Source organism: Rubrivivax gelatinosus IL144 (assembly GCF_000284255.1).
GTDB classification, from domain to species: domain Bacteria; phylum Pseudomonadota; class Gammaproteobacteria; order Burkholderiales; family Burkholderiaceae_C; genus Rubrivivax; species Rubrivivax gelatinosus_A.
Map to the genome: position 1 here is coordinate 4,621,910 of NC_017075.1, position 23,824 is coordinate 4,645,733.

Annotated in this window: 17 protein-coding genes; 5 read left to right on the top strand and 12 right to left on the bottom strand. The window is 71.6% G+C overall.

Translation table 11 applies throughout. The annotated features are described in order from the left end of the window. Positions 1-2: 2 nt before the first annotated feature. Entirely contained in the window at positions 3-629 is a 627-nt protein-coding gene (locus RGE_RS21080; protein WP_014430508.1) for a protein-methionine-sulfoxide reductase heme-binding subunit MsrQ, read from the top strand. Here the strand turns inward: RGE_RS21080 and uvrA are convergent. After that, positions 626-6,313 (bottom strand): excinuclease ABC subunit UvrA, encoded by a 5,688-nt coding sequence (gene uvrA, locus RGE_RS21085; RefSeq protein WP_014430509.1) that lies wholly within the window; start codon positions 6,311-6,313, stop codon positions 626-628. The genes RGE_RS21080 and uvrA overlap by 4 nt on opposite strands. 179 nt (positions 6,314-6,492) lie before the next feature. Here uvrA and RGE_RS21090 point away from each other — a divergent pair, with 179 nt between their 5' ends. Further along, a complete protein-coding gene (locus RGE_RS21090; protein ID WP_014430510.1) occupies positions 6,493-7,605 on the top strand; it encodes an ABC transporter substrate-binding protein in 1,113 nt (370 codons plus the stop codon). Positions 7,606-7,611: 6 nt separating this feature from the next. Here RGE_RS21090 and RGE_RS21095 read toward each other — a convergent pair whose 3' ends face one another. Then, positions 7,612-9,750, bottom strand: coding sequence for a D-(-)-3-hydroxybutyrate oligomer hydrolase (locus RGE_RS21095; protein WP_014430511.1), 2,139 nt, complete (start codon positions 9,748-9,750; stop codon positions 7,612-7,614). Positions 9,751-9,978: 228 nt separating this feature from the next. Here RGE_RS21095 and RGE_RS21100 point away from each other — a divergent pair, with 228 nt between their 5' ends. The 3 genes from RGE_RS21100 to RGE_RS21110 all read left to right on the top strand — a co-directional run bounded on the left by RGE_RS21100 (position 9,979) and on the right by RGE_RS21110 (position 13,060). Beyond that, on the top strand, positions 9,979-10,953 hold the full coding sequence (locus RGE_RS21100; RefSeq protein WP_014430512.1) for a Bug family tripartite tricarboxylate transporter substrate binding protein: 975 nt from the start codon (positions 9,979-9,981) through the stop codon (positions 10,951-10,953). A 67-nt stretch (positions 10,954-11,020) separates the two neighbouring features. Then, positions 11,021-12,559 carry a malonate--CoA ligase gene (locus RGE_RS21105; protein WP_043785925.1) on the top strand — a complete coding sequence of 513 codons (1,539 nt, stop codon included), beginning with the start codon at positions 11,021-11,023 and terminating at the stop codon, positions 12,557-12,559. 144 nt (positions 12,560-12,703) lie between these two features. Continuing rightward, entirely contained in the window at positions 12,704-13,060 is a 357-nt protein-coding gene (locus RGE_RS21110) for an iron-sulfur cluster assembly protein (RefSeq protein ID WP_043784353.1), read from the top strand. An 87-nt stretch (positions 13,061-13,147) separates the two neighbouring features. Here RGE_RS21110 and RGE_RS21115 read toward each other — a convergent pair whose 3' ends face one another. The 10 genes from RGE_RS21115 to RGE_RS21160 all read right to left on the bottom strand — a co-directional run bounded on the left by RGE_RS21115 (position 13,148) and on the right by RGE_RS21160 (position 23,817). Continuing rightward, positions 13,148-14,845: an MFS transporter gene (locus RGE_RS21115; RefSeq protein WP_014430515.1), complete on the bottom strand. Its 1,698-nt coding sequence runs from the start codon at positions 14,843-14,845 to the stop codon at positions 13,148-13,150. Between the two features lie 267 nt (positions 14,846-15,112). Continuing rightward, on the bottom strand, positions 15,113-17,263 hold the full coding sequence (locus tag RGE_RS21120) for a 3'-5' exonuclease (protein WP_014430516.1): 2,151 nt from the start codon (positions 17,261-17,263) through the stop codon (positions 15,113-15,115). Further along, the gene (locus tag RGE_RS21125) at positions 17,260-17,622 is read right to left on the bottom strand and encodes a response regulator (RefSeq protein WP_014430517.1); all 363 of its coding nucleotides are present in this window, start codon (positions 17,620-17,622) and stop codon (positions 17,260-17,262) included. The genes RGE_RS21120 and RGE_RS21125 overlap by 4 nt, the downstream gene beginning before the upstream one ends. A gap of 143 nt (positions 17,623-17,765) precedes the next feature. Further along, complete coding sequence (locus RGE_RS21130) at positions 17,766-19,181, bottom strand: putative nucleotidyltransferase substrate binding domain-containing protein (protein WP_014430518.1); 1,416 nt, start codon at positions 19,179-19,181, stop codon at positions 17,766-17,768. Between the two features lie 17 nt (positions 19,182-19,198). Beyond that, positions 19,199-20,935, bottom strand: coding sequence for a cation acetate symporter (locus RGE_RS21135; RefSeq protein ID WP_014430519.1), 1,737 nt, complete (start codon positions 20,933-20,935; stop codon positions 19,199-19,201). Beyond that, on the bottom strand, positions 20,935-21,243 hold the full coding sequence (locus RGE_RS21140) for a DUF485 domain-containing protein (RefSeq protein WP_014430520.1): 309 nt from the start codon (positions 21,241-21,243) through the stop codon (positions 20,935-20,937). Before RGE_RS21140 ends, RGE_RS21135 begins: the two co-directional genes overlap by 1 nt. A 237-nt stretch (positions 21,244-21,480) precedes the next feature. Further along, positions 21,481-22,050 carry a 2-hydroxychromene-2-carboxylate isomerase gene (locus tag RGE_RS21145; RefSeq protein WP_014430521.1) on the bottom strand — a complete coding sequence of 190 codons (570 nt, stop codon included), beginning with the start codon at positions 22,048-22,050 and terminating at the stop codon, positions 21,481-21,483. Further along, entirely contained in the window at positions 22,047-22,202 is a 156-nt protein-coding gene (locus RGE_RS21150; RefSeq protein ID WP_232505037.1) for a DUF1289 domain-containing protein, read from the bottom strand. Before RGE_RS21150 ends, RGE_RS21145 begins: the two co-directional genes overlap by 4 nt. A 193-nt stretch (positions 22,203-22,395) precedes the next feature. Continuing rightward, positions 22,396-22,896 carry a YbaK/EbsC family protein gene (locus tag RGE_RS21155; protein WP_014430523.1) on the bottom strand — a complete coding sequence of 167 codons (501 nt, stop codon included), beginning with the start codon at positions 22,894-22,896 and terminating at the stop codon, positions 22,396-22,398. A gap of 3 nt (positions 22,897-22,899) precedes the next feature. After that, positions 22,900-23,817, bottom strand: a complete 918-nt coding sequence (locus RGE_RS21160; RefSeq protein ID WP_014430524.1) for a hydroxymethylglutaryl-CoA lyase — start codon at positions 23,815-23,817, stop codon at positions 22,900-22,902. Positions 23,818-23,824: the final 7 nt, after the last annotated feature.

The following is a 23,824-nucleotide window of genomic DNA, read 5'->3' on the forward strand; positions in this document are numbered from 1 at the left end:
CCGTGGCCTCGGTCAACAAGCTGCTGGCCACGCCGGCGGCCAAGCCGATCGTCTTCGTGCTCGCGCTGCTGCCGGCGGCTTGGCTGGTCTGGGGCGCCGTCGCCAACACGCTGGGCGCCAACCCGGCCGAGGCGCTGATCCGCGCCACCGGCGACTGGACGCTGCGTTTCCTGTGCCTGACGCTGGCCGTGACGCCGCTGCGCCAGATGACCGGCTGGCACGCGCTGGCGCGGCTGCGGCGCATGCTGGGCCTGTTCACCTTCTTCTACGGCGTCGTGCACTTCCTGTGCTTCGCCTGGCTGGACATGGGCTTCGACGTCGACGCCATCGTGCACGACATCGCCAAGCGCCCGTTCATCCTCGTCGGCACCGCAGCGCTGCTGACGATGCTGCCGCTGGCCGCGACCTCGTTCAACGCGGCGATCAAGGCCCTGGGCGCGCGGCGCTGGCAGGCGTTGCACCGCGCCGTCTACGCGACGGCCGGCCTCGCGCTGCTGCACTTCTTCTGGATGCGCTCGGGCAAACACGATTACGCCGAGGTCGCGGTCTATGCCGCGATCCTCGGCGTCCTGCTCGGCTGGCGCCTCTGGCGCCGGCTGCGGCCGGCGCCGCGCCCGGCGCTGCCCTAGCGCGCCAGCACCGGCGCCAGCGCGCGCCCGGTGTGCGTGCCGGCGGCCACCACCTGCTCCGGCGTGCCGGCGGCCACCACGCGGCCGCCTTCGCCGCCGCCCTCGGGGCCCAGGTCGAGGATCCAGTCGGCCTCGGCGATGACGTCCAGGTCGTGTTCGATGACGACGACGCTGTGGCCGGCGTCGACCAGCCGGTGCAGCACGCGCGCCAGGCGTTCGACGTCGGCCATGTGCAGGCCGACCGTCGGTTCGTCGAGCACGTACAGCGTGTGCGGCAATCGGTTGCCGCGCCGCGTGACGTCGTCGCGCACCTTGGACAGCTCGGTGACGAGCTTGATGCGCTGCGCCTCGCCGCCCGACAGCGTCGGGCTCGGCTGGCCCAGCGTCAGATAGCCCAGGCCGACGTCCTTCAGCAACTGCAGCGGGTGGGCGATCGCCGGCATGCTGGCGAAGAAGCCGACGGCCTCGTCGACCTCCATGCGCAGCACGTCGCCGATGCTCTTGCCGCGCCAGGTGACGGCCAGCGTCTCCGGGTTGAAGCGGGCACCGTGGCAGGTGTCGCAGGGCACCTTCACGTCGGGCAGGAAGCTCATCTCGATCGTGCGCATGCCCTGGCCTTCGCAGGCCGGGCAGCGGCCGTCGCCGGTGTTGAAGCTGAAGCGGTTGGCGGCGTAGCCGCGCGCCTTGGCTTCCAGCGTCTCGGCGAAGAGCTTGCGGATCGCGTCCCAGAAGCCGATGTAGGTCGCCGGGCAGGAGCGCGGCGTCTTGCCGATCGGCGTCTGGTCGACCTCGAGCACGCGGTCGATGGGCTCGAAGCCCGTCAGCCCGCTGCAGCCGACGAGGCCGTGGAAGCCGTTGGCGACGATCGCGTCGCGCCCGGCCCGGGTCGACTTCTGCGTCACCGCGGCCTGCACGCTGGCCAGCAGCACGTCGCGCGCCAGCGTGCTCTTGCCCGAGCCGCTGACGCCGGTGACGGCGACCAGGCGCTTCAGCGGCACCGTGACGTCGACCGACTTCAGGTTGTGCAGCGACGCGCCGGTGAGGCGCAGCGCCGGTGCGTCGGCCTCGACCGGGCGGCGCGCCTGCAGCGGGTGCTTCGGCGGCGCGGCGAGGAAACGCCCGGTCAGCGACTCGGGCGCCGCCGACAGGTCGGCCACCGAACCCTGGGCGACGAGGCGGCCGCCGCGCACGCCGGCGCTCGGGCCGATGTCGATGATGTGCTCGGCGCGCCGGATCGTGTCCTCGTCGTGCTCGACGACGACCAGCGTGTTGCCCTGGTCGCCGAGCTTGTGCAGCGCGTCGAGCAGGATGCGGTTGTCGCGCGGGTGCAGGCCGATCGTCGGCTCGTCGAGCACGTAGCAGACGCCCTGCAGGTTGCTGCCCAGCTGCGCCGCCAGGCGGATGCGCTGCGCCTCGCCGCCCGACAGCGTCGGCGCGGCACGGTCCAGCGTCAGATAGCCCAGGCCGACGTCCTCGAGGAACTGCAGCCGGCTGCGGATCTCGGCGACGATGTCGCGCGCGATCTCGGCGTCGCGGCCGGTCAGTTCCAGCTGCTCGACCCAGGCGCGCGTCTCGCGCACCGACAGCCGGGCGATGGCGCCGATCGACTCGTCGTCGAAAGTCACCGCCAGCGCCGCCGGGTTCAGGCGTGCGCCGTGGCATTCCGGACACGGCTGGTCGGCCAGGCCCTCGAGCTCGGGCTCCTCGGACGGGAAGCTCTGTTCGCGGCCCTTGTTGTCCTCGTCGCGCACCGAGTCGTCGAAGGCCTTGCGCTGCTCGCGCGTCAGCGCCAGGCCGGTGCCGACGCAGTGCGTGCACCAGCCGTGTTTGCTGTTGTAGCTGAACATGCGCGGGTCCAGCTCGGGGTAGCTGGTGCCGCAGACCGGGCAGGCGCGTTTGGTCGAGAAGACCTTCAGTTCGCCGAGGCCGCGGCCGTTGCCGCCGCCGTCCATCGCCTCGGCCAGGCCGTCCAGCGGATGCAGCAGGTGCAGCACGCCCTTGCCCAGCTCCAGCGCCTTGGACAGCAACGAGCGCAGCTCGGCTTCGCCGGCCGGGTCGACGACCAGGGAGCCGACCGGCAGCTCGATGGTGTGCTCCTTGAAGCGGTCCAGCCGCGGGAACGGCGACACCGGCACGAACTCGCCGTCGACACGCAGATGCGTGTGGCCGCGCGCCGAGGCCCACTTGGCGAGGTCGGTGTAGACGCCCTTGCGGTTGACGACCAGCGGCGCCAGCAGGCCGACGTGCTGGCCGCGGTGGTCGCGCAGCAGCTGCGCGGCGATGCTCTCGGTGCTCTGCGCGCGCACCGGCGCGCCGTCCTTGACGCAGTGCTGCAGCCCGAGCTTCACCCACAGCAGGCGCAGGAAGTGCCACAGCTCGGTGGTCGTCGCGACCGTGCTCTTGCGGCCGCCGCGCGACAGGCGCTGCTCGATGGCCACCGTCGGCGGGATGCCCCAGACGGCGTCGACCTCGGGACGGCCGGCCGGCTGCACGATGCTGCGCGCGTAGGCGTTCAGGCTCTCCAGGTAGCGCCGCTGGCCTTCGTTGAACAGGATGTCGAAGGCCAGCGTGCTCTTGCCCGAGCCGCTGACCCCGGTGACGACGTTGAACTTGCCGCGCGGGATCTGCACCGACAGGTTCTTGAGGTTGTGTTCCTTGGCGTTGACGATGCGGATCGTGTCGTCCTCGGCCTGGCGCTCGCGCCGGCGGGCGCGCACCAGCGTCTGCAGCGGCAGGCCGTCGGCGCCTTCGGCCGAGCGCTCGGCGGCGCGCGCCACGCCCAGGCCCAGCGCCGCCTCGTACTCGCGCAGCGCGACGCCGGTGTGCGAGGCCAGATGCGCCTTCAGGTCCTCGGGCGTGCCGGCGCAGACGAGTTCGCCGCCAGCCTCGCCGCCTTCGGGGCCGAGGTCGACGATCCAGTCGGCGGCGCGGATGACGTCGAGGTTGTGCTCGATGACCAGCAGCGAATGCCCCGCCTCCAGCAGCTTGCGCAAGGCGCGCATCAGCTTGGCGATGTCGTCGAAGTGCAGGCCGGTGGTCGGCTCGTCGAACAGGAACAGCGTGCCGCGCCGTGCCGCGGGCTGGCGCGGCCCGGCGGCGGCCTCTGCCAGGAAGCCGGCGAGCTTGAGCCGCTGCGCCTCGCCGCCCGACAGCGTCGGCACCGGCTGGCCCAGGCGCACGTAGTCCAGGCCGACGTCGACGATGGGCTGCAGGCGCTGCACGACCTCGCGGTCCTGCTGGAACCAGTGCGCGGCCTCGGCGACGGTGAGGTCCAGCACGTCGGCGATCGACAGCTGCATGGGCCCGCGCACCAGCTTCACGTCGAGGATCTCGGCGCGGTAGCGGCGGCCGTCGCAGTCGGGGCAGCGCAGGTAGACGTCGGACAGGAACTGCATCTCGACGTGCTCGAAGCCCGAGCCGCCGCAGGTCGGGCAGCGGCCGTCGCCGGCGTTGAAGCTGAAGGTGCCGGCGGTGTAGCCGCGCTCGCGCGCCAGCGGCGCGTCGGCGAACAGCTTGCGCAGCTCGTCGAAGGCGCCGACGTAGCTCGCCGGGTTGCTGCGTGCGGTCTTGCCGATCGGGCTCTGGTCGACGAAGACGGCGTCGGCCAGCCAGTCGGTGCCGAGCAGGCGATCGTGCGCGCCCGGGGTCTCGGTCGGCTTGCCGAAGTGGCGCGCCAGCGCCGGGTACAGCACGTCCTGGATCAGGGTGCTCTTGCCCGAGCCGCTGACGCCGGTGACGACGACCAGGCGCTGCAGCGGCAGCTCGACGCTGACGTTCTTCAGGTTGTGCTCGCGCGCGCCTTCCAGCAGCAGCCGCGGCGTCGAGGCCGCGACCGCGCGCCGGATGCCCATGCCGACCTGGCGCCGGCCGCCGAGGTAGGCGCCGGTCAGCGTGTCGGCCTCGCGCGCGGTGTCGGGCGTGCCGTCGAAGACGATGCGGCCGCCGCGTTCACCGGGGCCGGGGCCCATGTCGATCAGGCGGTCGGCGGCCAGCATCACCGCCGGGTCGTGCTCGACGACGACCAGCGTGTTGCCGGCGTCGCGCAGCCGGTGCATCGCGGTGACGATGCGCCCCATGTCGCGCGGGTGCAGGCCGATCGAGGGCTCGTCGAGCACGAACATCGTGTTGACCAGCGAGGTGCCGAGCGCGGTCGTCAGGTTGATGCGCTGGACCTCGCCGCCGGACAGCGTGCGGCTCTGGCGGTCCAGCGTCAGGTAGCCCAGGCCGACGTCGTTGAGGTACTTGAGCCGCGTGCGCACCTCGTCGAGCAGCAGCTTCAGCGCCTCGTCGAGCATCGTGCCGGGCAGCGTCAGGCCGTCGAAGAAACGCCGCAGGCGCTCGATCGACAGCTGCATCAGGTCGTGCAGGCCGAGACCGGGCAGCGCTTGGAGCTGCTCGCGCGTCCAGGCGACACCGACCGGCAGGTAGCGCTGCGACGGCGGCAGCACCGCGTCGGCGTCGGCCTTCGTGCCCAGGCGCCAGAGCAGCGGTTCGAGCTTGAGCCGCGCGCCGCCGCAGGCCGTGCAGGGCGTGTAGCTGCGGTACTTGGACAAGAGCACGCGGATGTGCATCTTGTAGGCCTTGCTCTCCAGGTAACCGAAGAAGCGGCGGATGCCGTACCACTGCTTGTTCCAGTTGCCGGTCCAGTTCGGCGAGCCTTCGATGACCCAGTCGCGCTGCGCCTTGGTCAGCTGGTTCCAGGCGGTGTCGCGCGGGATGCCGGCCTCGCCGGCGTACTTGATCAGGTCGTCCTGGCACTCGGCCCAGGCCGGCGTCTGCAGCGGCTTGATGGCGCCGTTGCGCAGCGTCTTGCGCTCGTCGGGGATGACGAGGCCGAAGTCGACGCCGATGACACGCCCGAAGCCGCGGCAGGTGTCGCAGGCGCCGTAGGCCGAGTTGAAGCTGAACATCGCCGGCTGCGGCTCGGCGTAGCGGATGTCGCTCTCGGGGCAGTGCAGCCCGGTGCTGTATTTCCAGGTCGTGCCGTCGTCGCCGACGTGCACCGTGAGCCGGCCGCCGCCGCGCTTGAGCGCGAGCTCGATCGCTTCCATCACGCGCGCGCGCTCGGCGCCCGCGAAGCGCAGGCGGTCGGCGACGACGTCGAGGATCTTGCGGCCCTCGACGACACGCTCGCTTTGCACGCGCGTGAAGCCGGCAGCCGACAGCCACTGCTCCTGCTGCTCGGGCGTGGTGTCCGCCGGCAGCTCGACCGGGAAGCTGAACACGAGCCGCGGGTCGCCGGCCGCGGCGGCGCGCGCGGCGAGGTCGTCGTGGATGGTCTCCGGCGTGTCGTGGCGCACCGGCAGCGCGGTCTGGCGGTCGAAGAGCTGGGCCGCGCGGGCGTACAGCAGCTTCAGGTGGTCGTTCAGCTCGGTCATCGTGCCGACCGTGCTGCGGCTGGTGCGCACCGGGTTGGTCTGGTCGATGGCGATCGCCGGCGGCACACCGTCGACCCGGTCGACCGCCGGGCGGTCCATGCGGTCCAGGAACTGGCGCGCGTAGGCGCTGAAGGTCTCGACGTAGCGCCGCTGGCCTTCGGCATACAGCGTGTCGAAGACCAGGCTGGACTTGCCCGAGCCGCTGGGGCCGGTCACCACCGTCAACTCGCCGGTGTGGATGTCCAGGTCGAGGTTCTTGAGGTTGTGCTGGCGGGCGCCGCGGATGCGGATGGAGCCGGACGACATCTTGGAGGGGCTCGGCGAATGGGCGAACCGGTCATTCTAGGAGCCGGCCGCGACGCCTGCCGGCGGTGGGGCAGGCGTCGCGAGTCCTCTCGCAGCGTGAACTCCTGGGCTGCCGCCGCCCCCCTAGAACGCAGGGTTCTGGCTATGCTCCCCGACTTCGCAGCCCCTGCCGCCCCGCCATGCGTGACCTCCGGCGTATCGCCGCCGTCTTCTGCCTCGGCGTCCTGACGAGCCTCGCCGCCACGGCCCAGATCGTGATCGGCCAGACCACCGGGCTCAGCGGCCCGGCCGCGGCGGGCGCGGGCGAAAACGTCGCCGGCGCCAAGCTCTGGTTCGACTACGTCAACGCCACCGGCGGCATCGGCGGCAAGCGCCTCGAACTGGTGACGCTGGACGACCGCTTCGAGCCGGCGCGCGCCGCCGAGAACGCGCTGCGGCTGATCATGGTGCGCCAGGTGACGGCGCTGTTCATGAGCCGCGGCACGCCGCACACCGAGGCCTTCCGCCACATGCTGGCGCAGTACCAGGTGCCGCTGGTCGCGCCGGCGACCGGCGCGATGGTGCTGCATAAGCCGGTCGACCCCTGGGTCTTCAACCTGCGTGCGCCCTACCAGCGCGAAGCCGAGAAGCTGGTGCGCCACCTGGTGACGATCGGCATGTCGCGCATCGGCGTCGTGCACGTCGACGACGCCTTCGGCAGCGACGCGATGGCCGGCGCGATGCGCGGCTTCGAACACGCCAAGCTGAAGCCGGTCTTCGTCGAGGCCTACCCGCGCGCCAAGCCGGCGTTCGGCGCCGCGGTGCAGAAGGCCAAGGCCGAGGACGCGCAGGCCGTCGTGATCATCGGCTCGGCCGACGCGGTGGCCGACGCCGCGCACGCGCTGCGCGCCGCCGGCTCGCGCGCCCAGATCGGCACGCTGTCGAACAACGCCTCGGCCGGATTCATCAAGGAGATGGGCGAGGCCGCCGCGGGCACGATCGTCATGCAGACCTTCCCCAGCGAGCGGGCGCTGTCCACGCCGCTGGTGCGCGAAGCCAGCGAGCTCGCACGCGCCGCCGGCATCGCCGAGCTGACGCCGGCGATGATCGAAGGCTTCGCCGGCGCCAAGGTGCTGGTCGAAGGCCTGCGCCGCGCCGGCGCCAACCCGACGCGCCAGTCGCTGCGCCAGGCGCTCGAAGGCCTGCAGCGTGTCGACCTCGGCGGGCTGGAGATCGGCTACGGCCCGAACGACCACTCGGGGCTGGACTACACCGAGCTGTCGATCATCAGCGACGGGCGTTTCCGCCGCTGAGCGGCCTCACTTCGGCACGACCAGCGTGCCGTCGCCGAAGACGATGCGCGCGCCCTCGGCCGGCGCAGCCTGGATCGCCGGCACGTTGGCCGAGGTCAGCGCCGGCGCCGCGCCCGGGCTGCCGCCGCGCGGCACGGTGTGCACCACCTGGCTGGGCGGCAGCGCCGCGCCCTGCGTCAGGTGGGCCCACATCGCATCCATCGCGCGGTTGAAGTAGACGTGCAGCGGGATGAAACGGGCGTCGTAGCCGAGGAAGGCGCCCAGCGAGATGAAGCTGTCGAAGTGCTGCGCGTTCGTCACCTCGACGTAGCGCACGTTGTCGGCCGCGCCCTGGGCCTGGACGCGTGCGTAGTAGGCGCGGGCCGTGTGGTTGACGGGCAGCAGCGCGTCGCTGCGGCCGGCGACGATCAGCACCGGCTTGCCGCGCAGGCGGCCGTCCAGCCGCACCTCGGTGACGCCGCGGCGCACGCGCTGCGCGGCTTCGCGCTGGGCGCCGGTCAGCAGACGGTCGGCGGCATCGCGGCCGGTGACCAGCGAGCGCTGGCACAGCGCGCCGTCGAGGGCGAAGTCGGCCAGGCCGGTGCCCGGCGAGACGGCGAGGAAGTCCAGCTTCGCGCCGCCCGAGGATGCGTCGTAGACGATGTTGACGCCGGTCGTCGGCGGCACGCCGTTGCCGGTCGAGAAGATCGACGCGACGGCGCTCGCCGACGGCGCGATCGGCGTGCCGGCCGCGTCGGTGTTGGCGAAGCTGAAGCCGCAGAGCCGGTCCTCGACGCCGAAGCGGCCGTAGGCGTTGGTGTAGGTCGTGGCGATCGAGTTGGTCGCGAAGCGGTAGTGCGACTGGTGCAGGAAGTCGGCGTCGGTGGTCCAGCCGTAGGCGTGCAGCCGGGCAAGCGCGTCGTCGGCCTGTTCGGCCAGCGTCGCGCCGGCGACCAGGCCCTTGGCCGCCAGCGCCGTGCAGCGGTTCTGCGCCGACGCGGTGAAGGCCGCCGGCCAGAAGGCCGAGGCCACCGCCGTGCCGCCGCCGGCCGCCGGCGCCAGCAGCGCGCAGGGCTGGTAGAGGTTGGCGAACGTGAAGTAGTCGGCCAGCGGCCGGCCGATCGTCGCCACCGGCGTGTCGCCCTCGCGGATCGCCAGGCCGTGCATCCAGCGCGGCTGGGCGTTCGGTTCGCTGACCGCGACGCCGTCGATCAGGCCTTCGCGGTCCTGCTCGGCCGCGGCCAGCGCGGCGCCGCCGCCGTTGGAGACGCTGCTGGCGATGACGATCGTGTTGCGCGGCTGCAGCGTCGCTTCGCGGCGGCCGTCGCGGCCGACCTTGCCGTAACGTTCGTTGAGCACCCAGAACGCGAAACGCACCGCTTCCAGCGTGTGGCGGCCCCAGTCGGCCTCGGGGTTCTGCTTCGAGTGCGCGTGCTTGTAGGCGACGCGGTACGGCGCCTGGGCGAGCAAGGCCTCGCGCTCGGCGTCGGACAGCGGCGCGCGGAACAGCGCCTCGGTGCCGGCGCTGGCGGCGTCGACGACGCGGCCGTCGCGCAGCGTCACCAGGTTGGCGCCCAGCTCGTGCTGGCCGTTGCCGCTGCCCTTGTCGGTGTAGGCGACGGCGCAGCCGTGTTTCAGCCCCCATTCGCCGGCGGTGCCGATGGCGCCGTAGATGCCGCGCGAGCCCGAGGACGTCGCGGTGACGATGCACGGCCGCGCCGGGTCGAAGCGGTCGGGCACCTGGACCATCAGCGTGACGTTCTGGAGGCCGCTGCCGTCGTCGTACCAGGCCAGCGTCTCGCGCCCGGGCACCTTGCCCTCGCCCAGCGTGTCGCGGCCCTCGGCGTCGATGTTCGGGCCGTAGAACACGCCCATGCCGCCGGCGGCGGTGTAGTCGACGAGCGCGCGGTAGTTCACGTAGATCGCGTTGCGCCGCAGCTCGGCCGGCGTCGGGTGCAGCGGGTCGGCGAAGGCCGGTGCCGCGCCCATCAGCCCGGTCTTGCCGAGGCCGGCGGTCAGCAGGTCGTCGGCGACGCCGTCGTAGACGGTCTCGGTGACCGGCCCGCGCACGCCGGCGGGCAGGGTGTTGGCCGGTGCGGCCGAGGCGGCGCCGGCGCAGAGCAGGCAGGCGGCCGCGATGGCCGTCCAGGTCGGGGTGTGCTTCACGGTCGGTTCTCCTGACGGGGGAGCGGGCCGTTGCCTCGCCCGGCGCTGCGGGCGCCGGCGCGCAGGATGCACTGCGGCCGGCGCGCCGCGGCAGCGGAAAAACCCACCGCCCGGATCGCGGGGGGCCGGACCTGCGGGTCAGCCCCCGGGCTTCACCCGGGCGTCATCGCGGCGCCGCGATGGCAGCATCGTTCGGCCCGCCCTCCGCGGGCGACAAGAGGAGGAGCCATGCCGACCTGGTCCCGCCGCCGGCTGATCGCCGCGGGTTCCACCCTGCTCGCCCCGGCCTGGGCGCGTGCCCAGTCGACGGGCTCGCGCCCGGTGACGATCGTCGTGCCCTTCCCGCCCGGCGGCGGCACCGACGCCTTCGCGCGCCCGCTGTTCGGCGCGATGACGCGCGCCGCCGGCCGCCAGTACCTGATCGACAACCGCGGCGGCGCCGGCGGCAACCTCGGCGCCGGCATCGCCGCCAAGGCCGCGCCCGACGGCACGAACTTCTTCATGGGCGCGGTGCACCATGCGATCGCGCCGGCGATGTACCCGAAGCTGGACTACAGCCTGGAGCACGACTTCGTCCCGGTGACGATGGTCGCCAGCGTGCCGCAGGTCATCGTCGTCAACCCGCAGCGTGTCGCGGCGCGCACGCTGCCGCAGCTGCTGGAGCTGCTGCGCGCCAAGCCGGGCGGTCTGAACTACGGCTCGGCCGGCAACGGCACCTCGCACCACCTGGCCGGCGAGCTGTTCAAGCAGCAGTCCAGGACCTTCATCACCCACATCCCCTACCGCGGCGCCGGGCCGGCGCTGCAGGACCTGATCGCCGGCCAGGTGGACCTGATGTTCGACGGCCTGGCCTCGTCGGCGGCGCACATCCGGTCGGGCAAGCTGCACGCGATCGCCGTCGCCGGCACGCGCCGCGCGCCGGGCTTCCCCGACATCGCGACGGCACGCGAGCAGGGCCTGCCCGACTACGTCGTCTCGACCTGGTACGCGCTGTTCGCGCCGAAGGCGACACCGCGCGACGCGGTCGAGCGTTTCGGCGCCGAGGTGCGGCGTGCGATCGCCAGCGACGAGCTGCGCGCCACCTGGACCGGTCTGGGCGCCGAGCCGCCGGACCTGCAGGGCGAGGCGCTGGGGAAGTTCGTCGCCGCTGAAACGCGGCGCTGGGCCGAGGTCGTCAAACGTTCCGGAGCCAAGCTCGACTGAACACGGTGGGAAGCTCGGCCCGGAAGGCCTAGGATCGGACCCGCTTTCCGCTCCCGACAGGATGACGATGTCCGACCAGAACCTGTTCAGCGCGCTGCGCGCTGCGTTCCCCGAAGACCTGGACTCGATCGCGATCGATTGCGGCGACAGCCCCCACCCCCTGGCCTACACCTGGCGCGACCTGGACCGCGGCACCGCGATGCTGGCCAACCTGCTGGCCTCGCTGGAGCTGCCGCCGGCCTCGCGCGTGCTGATGCACGTCGACAAGAGCGTCGAGGCGCTGATGCTGCACCTGGCGGTGCTGCGCGCCGGCCACGTCGTCGTGCCGCTGAACATCGCCTACCAGGCCGCCGAGATCGAGTACTTCATCGGCGACGCCGAGCCGGCGGTCGTCGTCTGCACGCCGCGCCATTTCGGCTGGACCAGCCGCCTCGCCTTCCAGGCCGGCACGCAACACGTCTACACGCTGGGCGACGACCGCAGCGGCACGCTGCTCGACCGGGCCGCGTTCCAGCCCGACACGCAGCACCCGGTGAGGCGTGACGCCGGCGACCTGGCGGCCATCGTCTACACCAGCGGCACCACCGGCCGCAGCAAGGGCGCGATGCTCTCGCACGGCAACCTGCTGAGCAACGCGCGCGTGCTGCACGAGGCCTGGGCCTGGCAGCGCGACGACGTGCTGATCCATGCGCTGCCGATCTTCCACGTGCACGGGCTGTTCGTCGCCTCGCACGGCGCGCTGCTGGCCGGCGCGCGCATGATCTGGTTCTCGCGTTTCGACGCCGCCGCGGTCGTCGAGCGCCTGCCCGAGGCCACCGTCTTCATGGGCGTGCCGACGCTGTACGTGCGCATGCTGCACGAGCCGGCGCTGGACCGCGAACGCTGCGCGAACATGCGGCTCTTCGTCAGCGGCTCGGCGCCGCTGCTGGTGGACACCTTCCGCGCCTGGCGCAACCGCACCGGCCACGTGATCCTCGAGCGCTACGGCATGAGCGAGACCGTCATGCTGACCTCCAACCCCTACCGCCCCGAAGACGAGCGCCGCGCCGGCACCGTCGGCCCGGCGCTGCCCGGCGTCGAGCTGCGGGCACGAGGCGAAGACGGCGAGCCGGCCCCGGCCGGCGAGATCGGCGGCATCGAGGTGCGCGGGCCCAACGTCTTCTCGGGCTACTGGCGCATGCCGGAGAAGACCGCCGAGGAGTTCACCGCCGACGGCTGGTTCAAGACCGGCGACGTCGGCCGCATCGACGCCGACGGCTGGGTGACGATCGTCGGCCGCAGCAAGGACCTGGTGATCACCGGCGGCTTCAACGTCTACCCGGCCGAGGTCGAGGCGCTGATCGACGACCTGCCGGGCGTCGTCGAGTCGGCGGTGGTCGGCGTGCCGCACCCGGACTTCGGCGAAGCCGTCGTCGCCGTCGTCGTGCCGCAGCCGGGCGCGACGCTGGACGGCGAGGCGCTGGTCGCGACACTGAAGGACCGCATCGCGCACTTCAAGGTGCCGAAGAAGGTCTTCATCGAACACGAACTGCCGCGCAACACGATGGGCAAGGTGCAGAAGAACCTGTTGCGCGATCGCTACCGCACGAGCTTCATTGCCGATTGAAATGTCGCCAGACGGAATTGATTACCGTCAAGCGGCATTTTGTTTGCGGATCCTGTGAATTCGGCGTTTGTCCAAGACAGACAAACGCACAAAATTCCGAGTGTCCTGGTGGACTGGCTTTTTGACCGGCCCATAATTACGGATATGAACAAGACACAGCCGATCCGTCTGTTGCCCGAACCGGGCTGTGGCGGCTGCATGCCCAGCCATGCCGGCTGCGGCGGCGGCTTCGGTCGCCCCTGCCCTGCGCCTGAACTGCGCGGCAATCCGGCGCTGGTGCATGGCGTTCTGCAGTCGCTGCGCGGCGTCGTCGATGCCGACGGCGGCAACATCGTCGACCGCCAGCTCGTCAAGGCGCTGCACATCGGCGAAGACGAAGCCGAACTGACGCTCGCCTTCCCGCCGAGCTGCGGCGCCGGCCGCGACCTCGCCGAAGGCGCGTTCCACGCCCTGCGCCGCGCGCTGCCCGACACCGACGTCTACGTCCGCCACGCGGTCTGAGGCTTCTCATCCCAAGGCAAAAGGCCGGGCAATCGCCCGGCCTTTTGCCTTGCGCGACCGCGCCTAAGCGCGGTCGCAGCGCGGAACTCAGTCCGCGGCGTAGATGTCGCGGTCCTTGGTTTCGCGGATGAACAGCAGGCCGATGACGAAACACACCGAGGCGATGACGATCGGGTACCACAGGCCGTGGTACATGTTGCCGTTGGCCGCGACCATCGCGAAGGTGATCGACGGCAGCAGGCCGCCGAACCAGCCGTTGCCGATGTGGTACGGCAGGCTCATCGAGGTGTAGCGGATGCGGGTCGGGAACAGCTCGACGAGCATCGCCGCGATCGGGCCGTAGACCATGGTCACGTAGATCACGAGGATGGTCAGGATGCCGACGATGGACCACCACTGCCCGCTCAGGAACTCGATCGGCTTGGCCTTGGCCGGGTAGCCCGCGCCCTTCAGCGTCTCGCTCAGCTCCTTCTTGAAGCCGGCGATGGCCTTGGTCGAATCTTCCGAGAACTTGTGGCCGCCGGCGATCGTCGTCGCCGTCGGCGGCGTGATCTGCTTGTCGCCGATCATCACGATGGTCGGCGAGCCGGCCGGCAGCGCCTCGTTGTCGTAGCTGGCCGAGTTCTGCGTCAGCGCACGCTTGGCGATGTCGCAGCCGGAGGTGAAGTCGACCTCGCGTGCGATCGGGCTGCCCTGGAACGAGCAGGTGGCCGGGTCGGCGCGCACGACGATCTGCGAGGCGGCCTGGGCGGCGGCCAGTTCCGGGTTCGCGGCGTTGGTCAGCGCCTTGAACAGCGGGAAGTAGGTCAGCACCGCCAGCAGCATGCCGGCCAGGATGATGGGCTTGCGGCCGATCTTGTCCGACAGCGTGCCGAAGACGACGAAGAACGGCGTGCCGATCAGCAGCGAGGCGGCGATCATGATGTTCGCCGTCGCCGGGTCGACCTTGAGCGAGCTGGTCAGGAAGAACAGCGCGTAGAACTGGCCCGAGTACCAGACCACGCCCTGGCCCATCACCAGGCCGAACAGCGCCAGCAGCACGATCCTCAGGTTCTTCCACTGGCCGAAGCTCTCGGTCAGCGGCGCCTTGGAGGTCTTGCCCTCCTCCTTCATCTTGCGGAACGCGGGCGACTCGTTCATCGACAGCCGGATCCAGACGCTGATGGCCAGCAGCAGGATCGAGACGATGAACGGGATGCGCCAGCCCCAGGCGGCGAAGGTCTCTTCACCCAGCGCGGTGCGGGTGCCGAGGATAACCGCCAGGCTCAGGAACAGGCCCAGCGTCGCGGTGGTCTGGATCCACGAGGTGTAGGCGCCACGCTTGCCGTGCGGCGCGTGTTCGGCGACGTAGGTCGCGGCACCGCCGTACTCGCCGCCCAGGGCCAGGCCCTGCAGGATGCGCAGGCCGATCAGGATGATCGGCGCGGCGATGCCGATCGAGGCGTAGCTGGGCAGCACGCCGACGATGAAGGTCGACAGGCCCATGATCAGGATCGTCACCAGGAAGGTGTACTTGCGGCCGATCATGTCGCCCAGGCGGCCGAAGACCAGGGCGCCGAAGGGCCGCACGATGAAGCCGGCGGCAAAGGCCAGCAGCGAGGCGATGAACTGCGCCGTCGGATCGAGCGCGGCGAAGAACTGCTTGCCGATGATCACGGCGAGCGAGCCGTAGAGGTAGAAGTCGTACCACTCGAACACCGTGCCCAGCGAGGAGGCGAAGATGACCTTCTTCTCCTCGCGGGTCATGGGGGCGTTCGAGGGCACCGCAGCGGTCGTGGATGCCATGGGGGATGTCTCCTGATTTGAAGTGCCGCACGCCCACGGCGGCACGTGCGGCGCAATGTCGAATCGAGCTCTGACCGCTTTCTGACGTCAAACTGAACGGTTGCTTACGTTTTCCGGTCGAACCCGCAAGCCGCATTCCGCATCGCAGGAGTCGCTAGGGGGTGTGAGGGAAATTCCCGACTGCTTCACCCGGGTTCGCGGGTGCGGGGTTTTCCAGGAGAAAACGGCCCGCGCCGGGCCTTGCGACGGCGGCCGACGCGCGGGCGCTCAGTAGTTCAGCTTGGCCAGCGCACTGCGCCGCGAGGCTTCCAGCGCCTGCTCCAGCGTGCGGATGCCCGCGGCCTGCAGCAGCGGCAGCATCTTCAGGAAGACCTCGGCGGTGACGATCGCGTCGCCCAGCGCCGTGTGGCGCCCCAGCACCGGCACGCCCAGGCGTTCGGCGATGGCCTCCAGCGAGTGGCGCTCCTGGTTCGGGTGCAGCACCTGCGACAGCAGCAGCGTGTCGAGCACCGGCATGTCGAAGCTGACGCCGGTGGCGCGTTCCTTCAGCTCCAGGAAACGCAGGTCGAAGGCCGCGTTGTGGGCGACCAGCACGGTCTCCTGCGCGAAGGCGTGGAAGGCCGGCAGCACCTCGCGGATCGTCGGCTGGCCGGCGACCATCGCCGGCGTGATGCCGTGGATGGCGATCGTGCGCTCGGGGATCGAGCGCTGCGGGTCGACGATCTGCTCGAAGCTCTCGTGGCGGCGCAGCTTGCCGGCGACGATGCGCGTCGCGCCGATCTGCAGGATCTCGTCGCCGGCCGAAGGCTCCAGCCCGGTGGTCTCGGTGTCGAACACCGTGTAGGCCAGCTCGGCCAGCGAGCGTTCGGCCAGCTCGACGGCCATCTCGCGGGTCTGGAACAGGTCGAAGTCGTAGAACTCGGGCCGGCTCTCGCGCCGCGCCAGCAGCTCGCCGGCCAGCGGCTCGGCGGCGTCGGCCAGCGGCAGCAGGAAGCGGAAGAAGGCCTCGGCGCGCACACGCTCGCGCTCGAACCAGAACGCGCCTCCGTGGCGCTGCACGACGTCGCGCACGGTCAGCGCGCTGGCTTCGCCGCCGACACGCATCGCCTCGGTCTCCCAGGCCACCGCGGTCTCGGTGCTGACGCCGGGGCCGATCCAGGCCAGGTCGAGCTGGGCACGCGTGCCGGCGCGCTGCAGCCGGATCTGCACCACCTTGACGCCGTACTCGTCGACGACACGCCCGGCGAGGAAGACCAGGGCCTGGATCAGCGAGAAGCTGTCGAGCTTGAGCCACAGCGCCGGGTCGACCTCGGTGCCGGCGGTGCGGCAGCGGTGCTCGGCCTCGATGCGGCGCAGCGCCGCGGTGACGAAGTCGGCGCCCTGCATGTCCTCCAGCGGCCAGCGCGTGCGCATCGTCTCGGTCGTGTAGTGCGCCAACTCGCCGATGCGGTGGCCCAGCGCACGCACCTCGTCGCGGATCACGCCCTGCAGCCGCGCGGCCGTGGCGGCGTCGAGCGCCGGGTCCTCGATCAGCTCGACGGCGGCCTGCAGGTTGGCCAGCGAGGCGCGCCCGGCTTCGGTGTGCTCGTGCAGCCGGCGGTCGCGTTCGGACTCCTCGGCGAAGTCGCGCGTGATGTTGTCGAGCATCAGCACGAAGCCGGCGAGCGGGCCGCCGTCGTGCTCGCGCACCGGCGCCAGCTGCACGCGCAGCAGCTGGCCGCTGCGCGTGGCGGTGACGAACTGCGCCGACGGATGCGCGACGCCGCGCTGCAGGCGCTGCTGCACCATCTCCAGCGCATGGGCGACGAGCGCGCGGTCGAAGACGGCGTAGATCGAGCGCCCGATGCCCAGGTACTCGACGCCGCCGATCGCCGGCGCCGGCGACAGCGCGCGGAACTGCAGCCGCGCGCGGCCGTTGTAGAGCAGGATGCGGCCGTCGAGGTTGCAGACGACGACGCTCTGCGCCAGCTCGGCCATCAGCGCCGCCAGCCGGCTCTTCTCCTGCTCGGCCTGGCGGCTGGCCTCGCGCACCTTGGTGTCAAGCTCGGCGCGCCAGACGGCGCGCTCGCGCAGCAGCCGGTTGACGGTCTCGACCAGCGCCCTGCTGCCGGCGCTGCCGCGCGGCTCCAGCTCGCGCCCCGGCGCGCCGGCCAGCAGCACCTGCAGCAGCTCGGCGACGCGCCCCGGCGCCGCGCCCCAGCGGTGCCAGGCCCAGCGCAGCCAGACGCCGGCGGCCAGCGCCACCACGACGAGCGCCAGCAGCAGCAGCGCCGCACGCGGCGCGAGCAGCGCCGAGAGCGCGGAGCGTTCGGCCGGCTCCAGCGTCGCCGCCAGCAGCAGGGCGACCAGCGCCGCGGCCAGCGCCAGCAGCGCCGCCGGCGCCAGCGCGGCCAGCCACTCGTGGCGGTCGGGTTTCATGACAGCAGTCGGCGCACCCGTTCGGCGAGGTCGCGGGTCGAAAACGGCTTGGCGACGTAGGCGTCGGCGCCCAGCCCCAGACCGTGGGCGACGTCGGTGTCGCGGCAGCGTGCGCTGAGCAGCACGCACTTGGTGGCGGCCAGGGCCTCGTCGGCACGCAGCGCCTGCAGCACCTCGAAGCCGCTGCGCCCGGGCATCACGACGTCCATCAGCAGCAGGTCGGGATGCTCGCGGCGCGCGGTGTCCAGCGCCTCGTCGCCGTCGCGCGCGACGAGCACGCGCCAGCCTTCGCGCTTCATCAGGCACTCGAGCGGGATGACGCTGTTGGGCTCGGCGTCGGCCAGGAGCACGGTCTTCATCGCAGTCTCCTCTCGTCGTCGCGGCCACGAAGGCCGGCGGGCGCGTCGTCGCGGCGCCCGGCGCGATGCTGCGCGATCCGCGCGCGCCGCGCCAGTGGCGGCGAACCCGCGTCGGCCGGGACGAGACGGGGCCGCGCCATCGTTCAGAGCTTGTCGAAGCGGAAGTGCTGGCGCAGGTAGGCGCGCAGGCGTTTGACGACGGCCAGCGAGTCGCGCAGCGGCTCGCGCTCCAGCAGGCCCAGCGCCGAAGGCAGGACCTCGTTGTCGGCTTCGCGGCCGGCGGCACGTGCCTGCAGCTGGTGCTGCAGGCGCAGCGTCATCAGCAGGTGCAGCGCGTCCTCCAGGTCGCGCGCCAGCGTGGTGTCCAGCGCGCCGGCGGCGACCAGCGCATGCAGCCGCGCGACGGTGCCGGTCTCGCGCAGATGGCGCTGCAGCGCGAGCGCACGCACGCCCTGCACGATGGGGAACAGGCCCAGCTTCTTCAGGTCCAGCGCCGCTTCCTCGCGCCGGCCGGGCAGCCAGCCCAGCCAGTGGTGCGGCTCCTGGAACTGGTCGGCCGCGGCGGCGAAACGTGCGAGGTAGGCGTCGTGGTCGCCGAACAGGCGGTGCAGGTGCTCGCGCAGGCCGTCGAGCAGCGTGGCGTCGCCGGCCACCGCGACGGCGTCGCAGAAGATCGCCAGACGCATCGGGCCGTCGGCGTCGCGGCCCATCACCCACTCGCGCAGCTGCTCGCGCCACGCGGCGACCGGGCGCCGCCACAGCGGGTTGGTGACCATGATGCCGCCGGGGCACGGCGGGTAGCCGAAGTCGGCCAGCGCGGCGCTGAAGCGCTGCACCGCGGCCTCGGTGTCGGGGTGCTCGAAACCGTCGCGCAGGATCAGCGCGTTGTCCTGGTCGGTCTTCAGCACCTGCTCGCCGCGGCCTTCGCTGCCCATCACCAGCAGGCAGCTGTGGGCGACGAGCTCGGCCGGCGCGACCAGCGACCACAGCCGCTGGAACAGCCGCGCGTGCAGCTCGCCGACGAGGTGCGCGATGCGCTCGACGTGCACGCCGCTGGTGGCGAACAGGCCCACCATGCGGTCGATCTGCAGCGCCGCGGCCTTCAGCTCGTCGACCGAGCCGGCCTCGTCGATCTGCAGCGCCGCCAGGTGCGAGTGGTTGGCGACGAAGCTCACCAGATCGAGCTGGCCGAGCAGGCCGACGATGCGCTCGCCGTCGCGCACCAGCACGCGGTGCACGCGGTGGCGCACCATCAGCCACAGCGCCTCGAAGACCTCGGCGTCGGCCTGCACGGCGATGACCGGGAACCGCGCGACCTCGCGCACCGCCAGCGCCGCCGGCGGCTCGGGCCGCAGCAGCGCGTCGCGCAGGTCGGTGGTCGTGAAGATGCCCAGGCGTTCGCCGTCCTGCACCAGTGCGTGGGTCAGCCCGCGCTCGGAGAGCTGGCGGCACAGCGACACCAGGTCGGTGCCGCCGTCGACGACGAAGGCCTTGCGGACGTAGGCGTCGCGCACCCGCGCCGTGACCAGCGACAGCACTTCCTGCCGGGGGTCGGACACGGGTGCGCGCCCTGCGTTCAGTGGCCGCTGGCGGCGGAGGCGCCGATGCCGGTCTCCGACCGCACCTGCTGGGCCAGGAAGCCGGCGCGGTCGACCTTGGCGCGCGCGCTCTTGTCGAGCACCGAGAACAGCCAGATGCCGACGAAGCCGATGGTCATCGAGAACAGCGCCGGGCTGGTGTACGGGAACAGCGCCGAGCCCTTGGGGTTGCCCAGCGTCGCTTCCCACACCGACGGCGAGACGATGGTCAGGCCGACCGAGGAGATCAGGCCGAGGAAACCGCCGATCACCGCGCCCTTGGTCGTGCAGTCCTTCCACAGCACGCTCATGAAGAGCACCGGGAAGTTGGCCGACGCGGCGATCGCGAAGGCCAGCGAGACCATGAAGGCGATGTTCTGCTTCTCGAAGGCGATGCCCAGCACGACGGCGACGATGCCCAGGCAGATCGTCGTGATCTTCGAGACCTTCAGCTCGGCGGCGCTGTCGGCCTTGCCCTTCTTGATGACGGTGGCGTAGAGGTCGTGCGAGACCGCCGAGGCGCCCGACAGCGTCAGCCCGGCGACCACCGCGAGGATGGTCGCGAAGGCCACCGCCGAGATGAAGCCGAGGAAGACGTTGCCGCCGACCGCGTTGGCCAGGTGCACCGCGGCCATGTTGTTGCCGCCCAGCAGCCCGCCCTTGGCGTCGAGGAAGCCGGGGTTGGTCAGCACGAAGGTGATGGCGCCGAAGCCGATGATGAAGGTCAGCAGGTAGAAGTAGCCGATCCAGCCGGTGGCCCACATCACCGACTTGCGCGCTTCCTTGGCGTTGGGCACGGTGAAGAAGCGCATCAGGATGTGCGGCAGGCCGGCGGTGCCGAACATCAGCGCCATGCCGAAGCTGATCGCCGAGATCGGGTCCTTCACGAAGGTGCCCGGGCCCATGATCGCCTGGCCCAGCGTCGCCGCCTCCTCCGGCGTCTTGCCGCCCTTGGTCGCGATGTCGGCCTTGATGCGCACCGCCTCGGCGAACATCGCCTCGGGCGAGAAGCCGAAGTGCAGCATCACCATGAAGGCCATGAACGAGGCGCCGCCCAGCAGCAGGCAGGCCTTGATGATCTGCACCCAGGTGGTGGCGGTCATGCCGCCGAAGAGCACGTAGACCATCATCAGCGCGCCGACGATGACCACCGCGATCCAGTACTCCAGGCCGAACAGCAGCTTGATCAGCTGGCCGGCGCCGACCATCTGCGCGATCAGGTAGAACGCGACGACGACCAGCGTGCCCGAGGCCGCGAACACGCGCACCGGCGTCTGCTCGAAGCGGAACGCGGCGACGTCGGCGAAGGTGAACTTGCCCAGGTTGCGCAGGCGTTCGGCCATCAGGAAGGTGATGACCGGCCAGCCGACGAGAAAGCCGATCGAGTAGATCAGGCCGTCGAAGCCCGAGGCCATCACCGCGGCCGAGATGCCCAGGAACGACGCCGCCGACATGTAGTCGCCGGCGATCGCCAGGCCGTTCTGGAAGCCGGTGATGCCGCCGCCGGCGGTGTAGAAGTCGGACGCGCTGCGCGTGCGCGCCGCGGCCCACTTGGTGATGAACAGCGTGCCGACGACGAACAGGCCGAACATGCCGATCGCCGTCCAGTTGGTCGCCTGCTTCTCGGCCTGGCCGAGGTCGGCACCGGCGGACCAGGCCGCGAACGAGACGCCGCCCAGCGCGGCCAGCGTCAGCAGGCGGCGCAGCGTGGTGGAGGTGGTGGTGGAGAGTTGCATCACTTCAGGACCGCCTTCGCGACCTCTTCGGCCAAGTCGTCGTAGGAGCTGTTCGCGCGGCGCACGTAGATCGCCGTGATGACGATCGTGAAGACGATGACGCCGAAGCCGATCGGGATGCCGATCGTCATGACGCCGTCGCCGATGCGCTGGGCCAGGAACTGCTTGTCGAAGGCGACGAGCGTGATGAAGCCGTAGTAGACGACCATCATCGCCGCCGTCAGCCACCAGCCGAAGCTCGAGCGCTTGGACTTCAGTTCCTGGTACTTCGGGTGGCTCGCGATACGCCGTGCGAGTTCTGCGTCCATGGTGTTGTCTCCGGAATATGAGGACTTGGCACCCATGGTTCGGGCACGGACTGACCGAGTTCTGACGGTTTCCCAACAGCGCCTGACGGCGAACTGAACGCCGGCTTACACGCGGGGCGTTTCTCCTGGGAGCGCGGGCCCGGGCGGGCCACGCTCCCGATTTGCCCTATCAGGGATAGTCCCGACGGTCGTTCGGACGACGGTCAACCGCCGGCTTCGGGATGCCCCGGAGTGCGTTCAGCGCGTGGGGGCGCGCAGTCGGTCGGCGAGCATCGGCAGCCCGTCCAGGCCCCAGAACTGCTCGCCGGCGAACTCGATCGTCGGCACGCCGAAGACGCCGCGTGCGGCGGCCTCCTCGGTGTTGGCGCGCAGCGCGGCCTTCACCGCGTCGCTGGCCGGGTCGGCGGCCGGCGCCAGCGTCGTGCTCAGCGCCGCCAGGCGCGCCGGGTCGTGCGGGTCGCCGCCCGCGGCCCAGACGTGGCGCAGCACGGCCTCGACGACACGCCGGTTGGGGCCGCAGGCGATGATCAGCCGCAGCAGCGCCAGCGAGCTGAACGGGTGCGGCTGCGGCAGCTCGAAGGGCAGCCCGTGCTGCGCCGCCAGCCAGCGGGTCTGGCGGTAGATCCAGTCGCGTTTGGGCGCCGCCTCGACCGGCGCCTTCTGGCCCCAGTGCTGCAGCAGCGCGCCCAGCAGCACCGGGCGGTACTCGATCTCGACGTCCAGGCCTTCCAGCGCGTCGGGCAGGCGCTCGAACGCCAGGTAGGCGTAGGGCGAGACGACGTCGAAGCGGAAGACCAGGTGCTTCATCGCGGCGCTCCGGGGCGCTGCTGCCAGACGACGCGGCGTTCGGCCAGACGGTCGAGCACCGCGCGGCGCTCGTCGTCGGGCATCGTCGACCAGGCGGCGATCTCGTCGAGCGTGCGCAGACAGCCTTCGCACCAGCCGCTGGCCGCGTCCATGCGGCAGACGTCGATGCAGGGCGAGGGCACGCCCGAGCCGAAACGCGTGCTCACTGGGGCACCCTACGGCCTGCGGCCGGTCCCGCCACGCGGGAATGAGTCCCGGACAAGTCCTGAGGGCTCACTGGGGCACCCTTCGGCCTGGCGGCCGGTCCCGCCACGCGGGAATGAGCCCCGGACAAGTCCTGAGCGCTCATGGCTGCTGCACCACGTCGGCGACCGGCGCGCCGGTCAGCTGCTCCAGCTCGGCCGGCGACAGCCTGAAGACGCCGTGCGGATGCCCGGCGGCGGCCCAGATGACGTCGAAGCGGAACAGGTCGCGGTCGATCAGCGTGAAGGCCGGCGTCGTGTGCGCCAGCGGCGAGACGCCGCCGATCGAGAAGCCGGTGCGCGCCTTGACGAAGTCGGCGTCGGCGCGGCCCAGCGCGCCGGCGATGGCCGCGACGCGCTTCTCGCAGACGCGGCGGTCGCCCGAGGTGACGACCAGCACCGCGCTGTCGTCGGCCTTGCGGCGGAAGATGACGCTCTTGGCGATCTGGCCGACCTCGACGCCCAGCGCCGCGGCGGCTTCGGCCGAGGTGCGAGCCGGCGTGACCAGCCACAGCGGCGCATGCGGGTGGCCACGTTCGGCCAGGGCGCGCGTGACGCGCTGGAAACCTTCGGGACGGTCGAGCAGGGGATCGATGGCGTTCATGGTTCAGGAGGAAGCGGCGGCGGCACGGCGCGCCAGCAGCGCGCGCGCAGCGCGCGAGGCCGTGGGCCGGCCGACGACGCCCGAGATGTAGGCGCCGGCGTCGACCAGTCGGTCCAGGTCCAGCCCGGTGGCGATGCCCAGGCCGTGCAGCAGGTAGACCACGTCCTCGGTGGCGACGTTGCCGGTCGCGCCCTTGGCGTAGGGGCAGCCGCCGAGGCCGGCGATGCTGGTGTCGAAGACGTGCACGCCCAGATCCAGGCAGGCCAGGATGTTGGCCAGCGCCTGGCCGTAGGTGTCGTGGAAGTGGCCGCTGACCTCGGCCAGCGGGTAGTGCTTCAGCGCGCGCTCCAGCGCCCGCTGCGCCGCCAGCGGCGTGCCGACGCCGATCGTGTCGGCGATGCCGACGTGGTCGACGCCGATCGCCTTCATGCCGACGACGACGCGTTCGACCTCGTCGGGCCTGACCTCGCCCTGGTAGGGGCAGCCGAGCGCGCAGGACACCGCGCCGCGCACCTTGAGGCCGGCGGCGTGCGCGGCCTCGACGACCGGCGCGAAACGCTCCAGGCTCTCGGCGATCGAGCAGTTGATGTTGCGCCGGCTGAAGGCCTCGCTGGCGGCGCCGAAGACGACGACCTCGTCGGGGCGCGTGGCCAGCGCCGCTTCCAGGCCCTTGAGGTTGGGCGTCAGCACCGAGTAGCGCACGCCGGCGCGGCGTTCGATGCCGGCCATGACCTGCGCCGCGTCGGCCATCTGCGGCACCCATTTCGGGCTGACGAAGCTGGTGACCTCGATCTCGCGGCAGCCGGCGTCCTGCAGCCGGCGCACGAGCTCGATCTTCTCGGCGGCGCCGACCGGCGCGGCCTCGTTCTGCAGGCCGTCGCGCGGGCCGACCTCGACCAGGGTGACACGGTCCGGTTTCATCGCCGGG

Coding starts and splice junctions, on each gene's coding strand:
- RGE_RS21090 (WP_014430510.1), top strand. CDS start 6,493: ATGCGTGACCTCCGGCGTATCGCCGCCGTCTTCTGCCTCGGCGTCCTG.
- RGE_RS21150 (WP_232505037.1), bottom strand. CDS start 22,202: ATGGACGCGGCCAGCGGCTGGTGCGAAGGCTGTCTGCGCACGCTCGAC.
- RGE_RS21140 (WP_014430520.1), bottom strand. CDS start 21,243: ATGGACGCAGAACTCGCACGGCGTATCGCGAGCCACCCGAAGTACCAG.
- RGE_RS21135 (WP_014430519.1), bottom strand. CDS start 20,935: ATGCAACTCTCCACCACCACCTCCACCACGCTGCGCCGCCTGCTGACG.
- RGE_RS21155 (WP_014430523.1), bottom strand. CDS start 22,896: ATGAACGCCATCGATCCCCTGCTCGACCGTCCCGAAGGTTTCCAGCGC.
- uvrA (WP_014430509.1), bottom strand. CDS start 6,313: ATGTCGTCCGGCTCCATCCGCATCCGCGGCGCCCGCCAGCACAACCTC.
- RGE_RS21105 (WP_043785925.1), top strand. CDS start 11,021: ATGTCCGACCAGAACCTGTTCAGCGCGCTGCGCGCTGCGTTCCCCGAA.
- RGE_RS21125 (WP_014430517.1), bottom strand. CDS start 17,622: ATGAAGACCGTGCTCCTGGCCGACGCCGAGCCCAACAGCGTCATCCCG.
- RGE_RS21100 (WP_014430512.1), top strand. CDS start 9,979: ATGCCGACCTGGTCCCGCCGCCGGCTGATCGCCGCGGGTTCCACCCTG.
- RGE_RS21110 (WP_043784353.1), top strand. CDS start 12,704: ATGAACAAGACACAGCCGATCCGTCTGTTGCCCGAACCGGGCTGTGGC.
- RGE_RS21120 (WP_014430516.1), bottom strand. CDS start 17,263: ATGAAACCCGACCGCCACGAGTGGCTGGCCGCGCTGGCGCCGGCGGCG.
- RGE_RS21160 (WP_014430524.1), bottom strand. CDS start 23,817: ATGAAACCGGACCGTGTCACCCTGGTCGAGGTCGGCCCGCGCGACGGC.
- RGE_RS21115 (WP_014430515.1), bottom strand. CDS start 14,845: ATGGCATCCACGACCGCTGCGGTGCCCTCGAACGCCCCCATGACCCGC.
- RGE_RS21145 (WP_014430521.1), bottom strand. CDS start 22,050: ATGAAGCACCTGGTCTTCCGCTTCGACGTCGTCTCGCCCTACGCCTAC.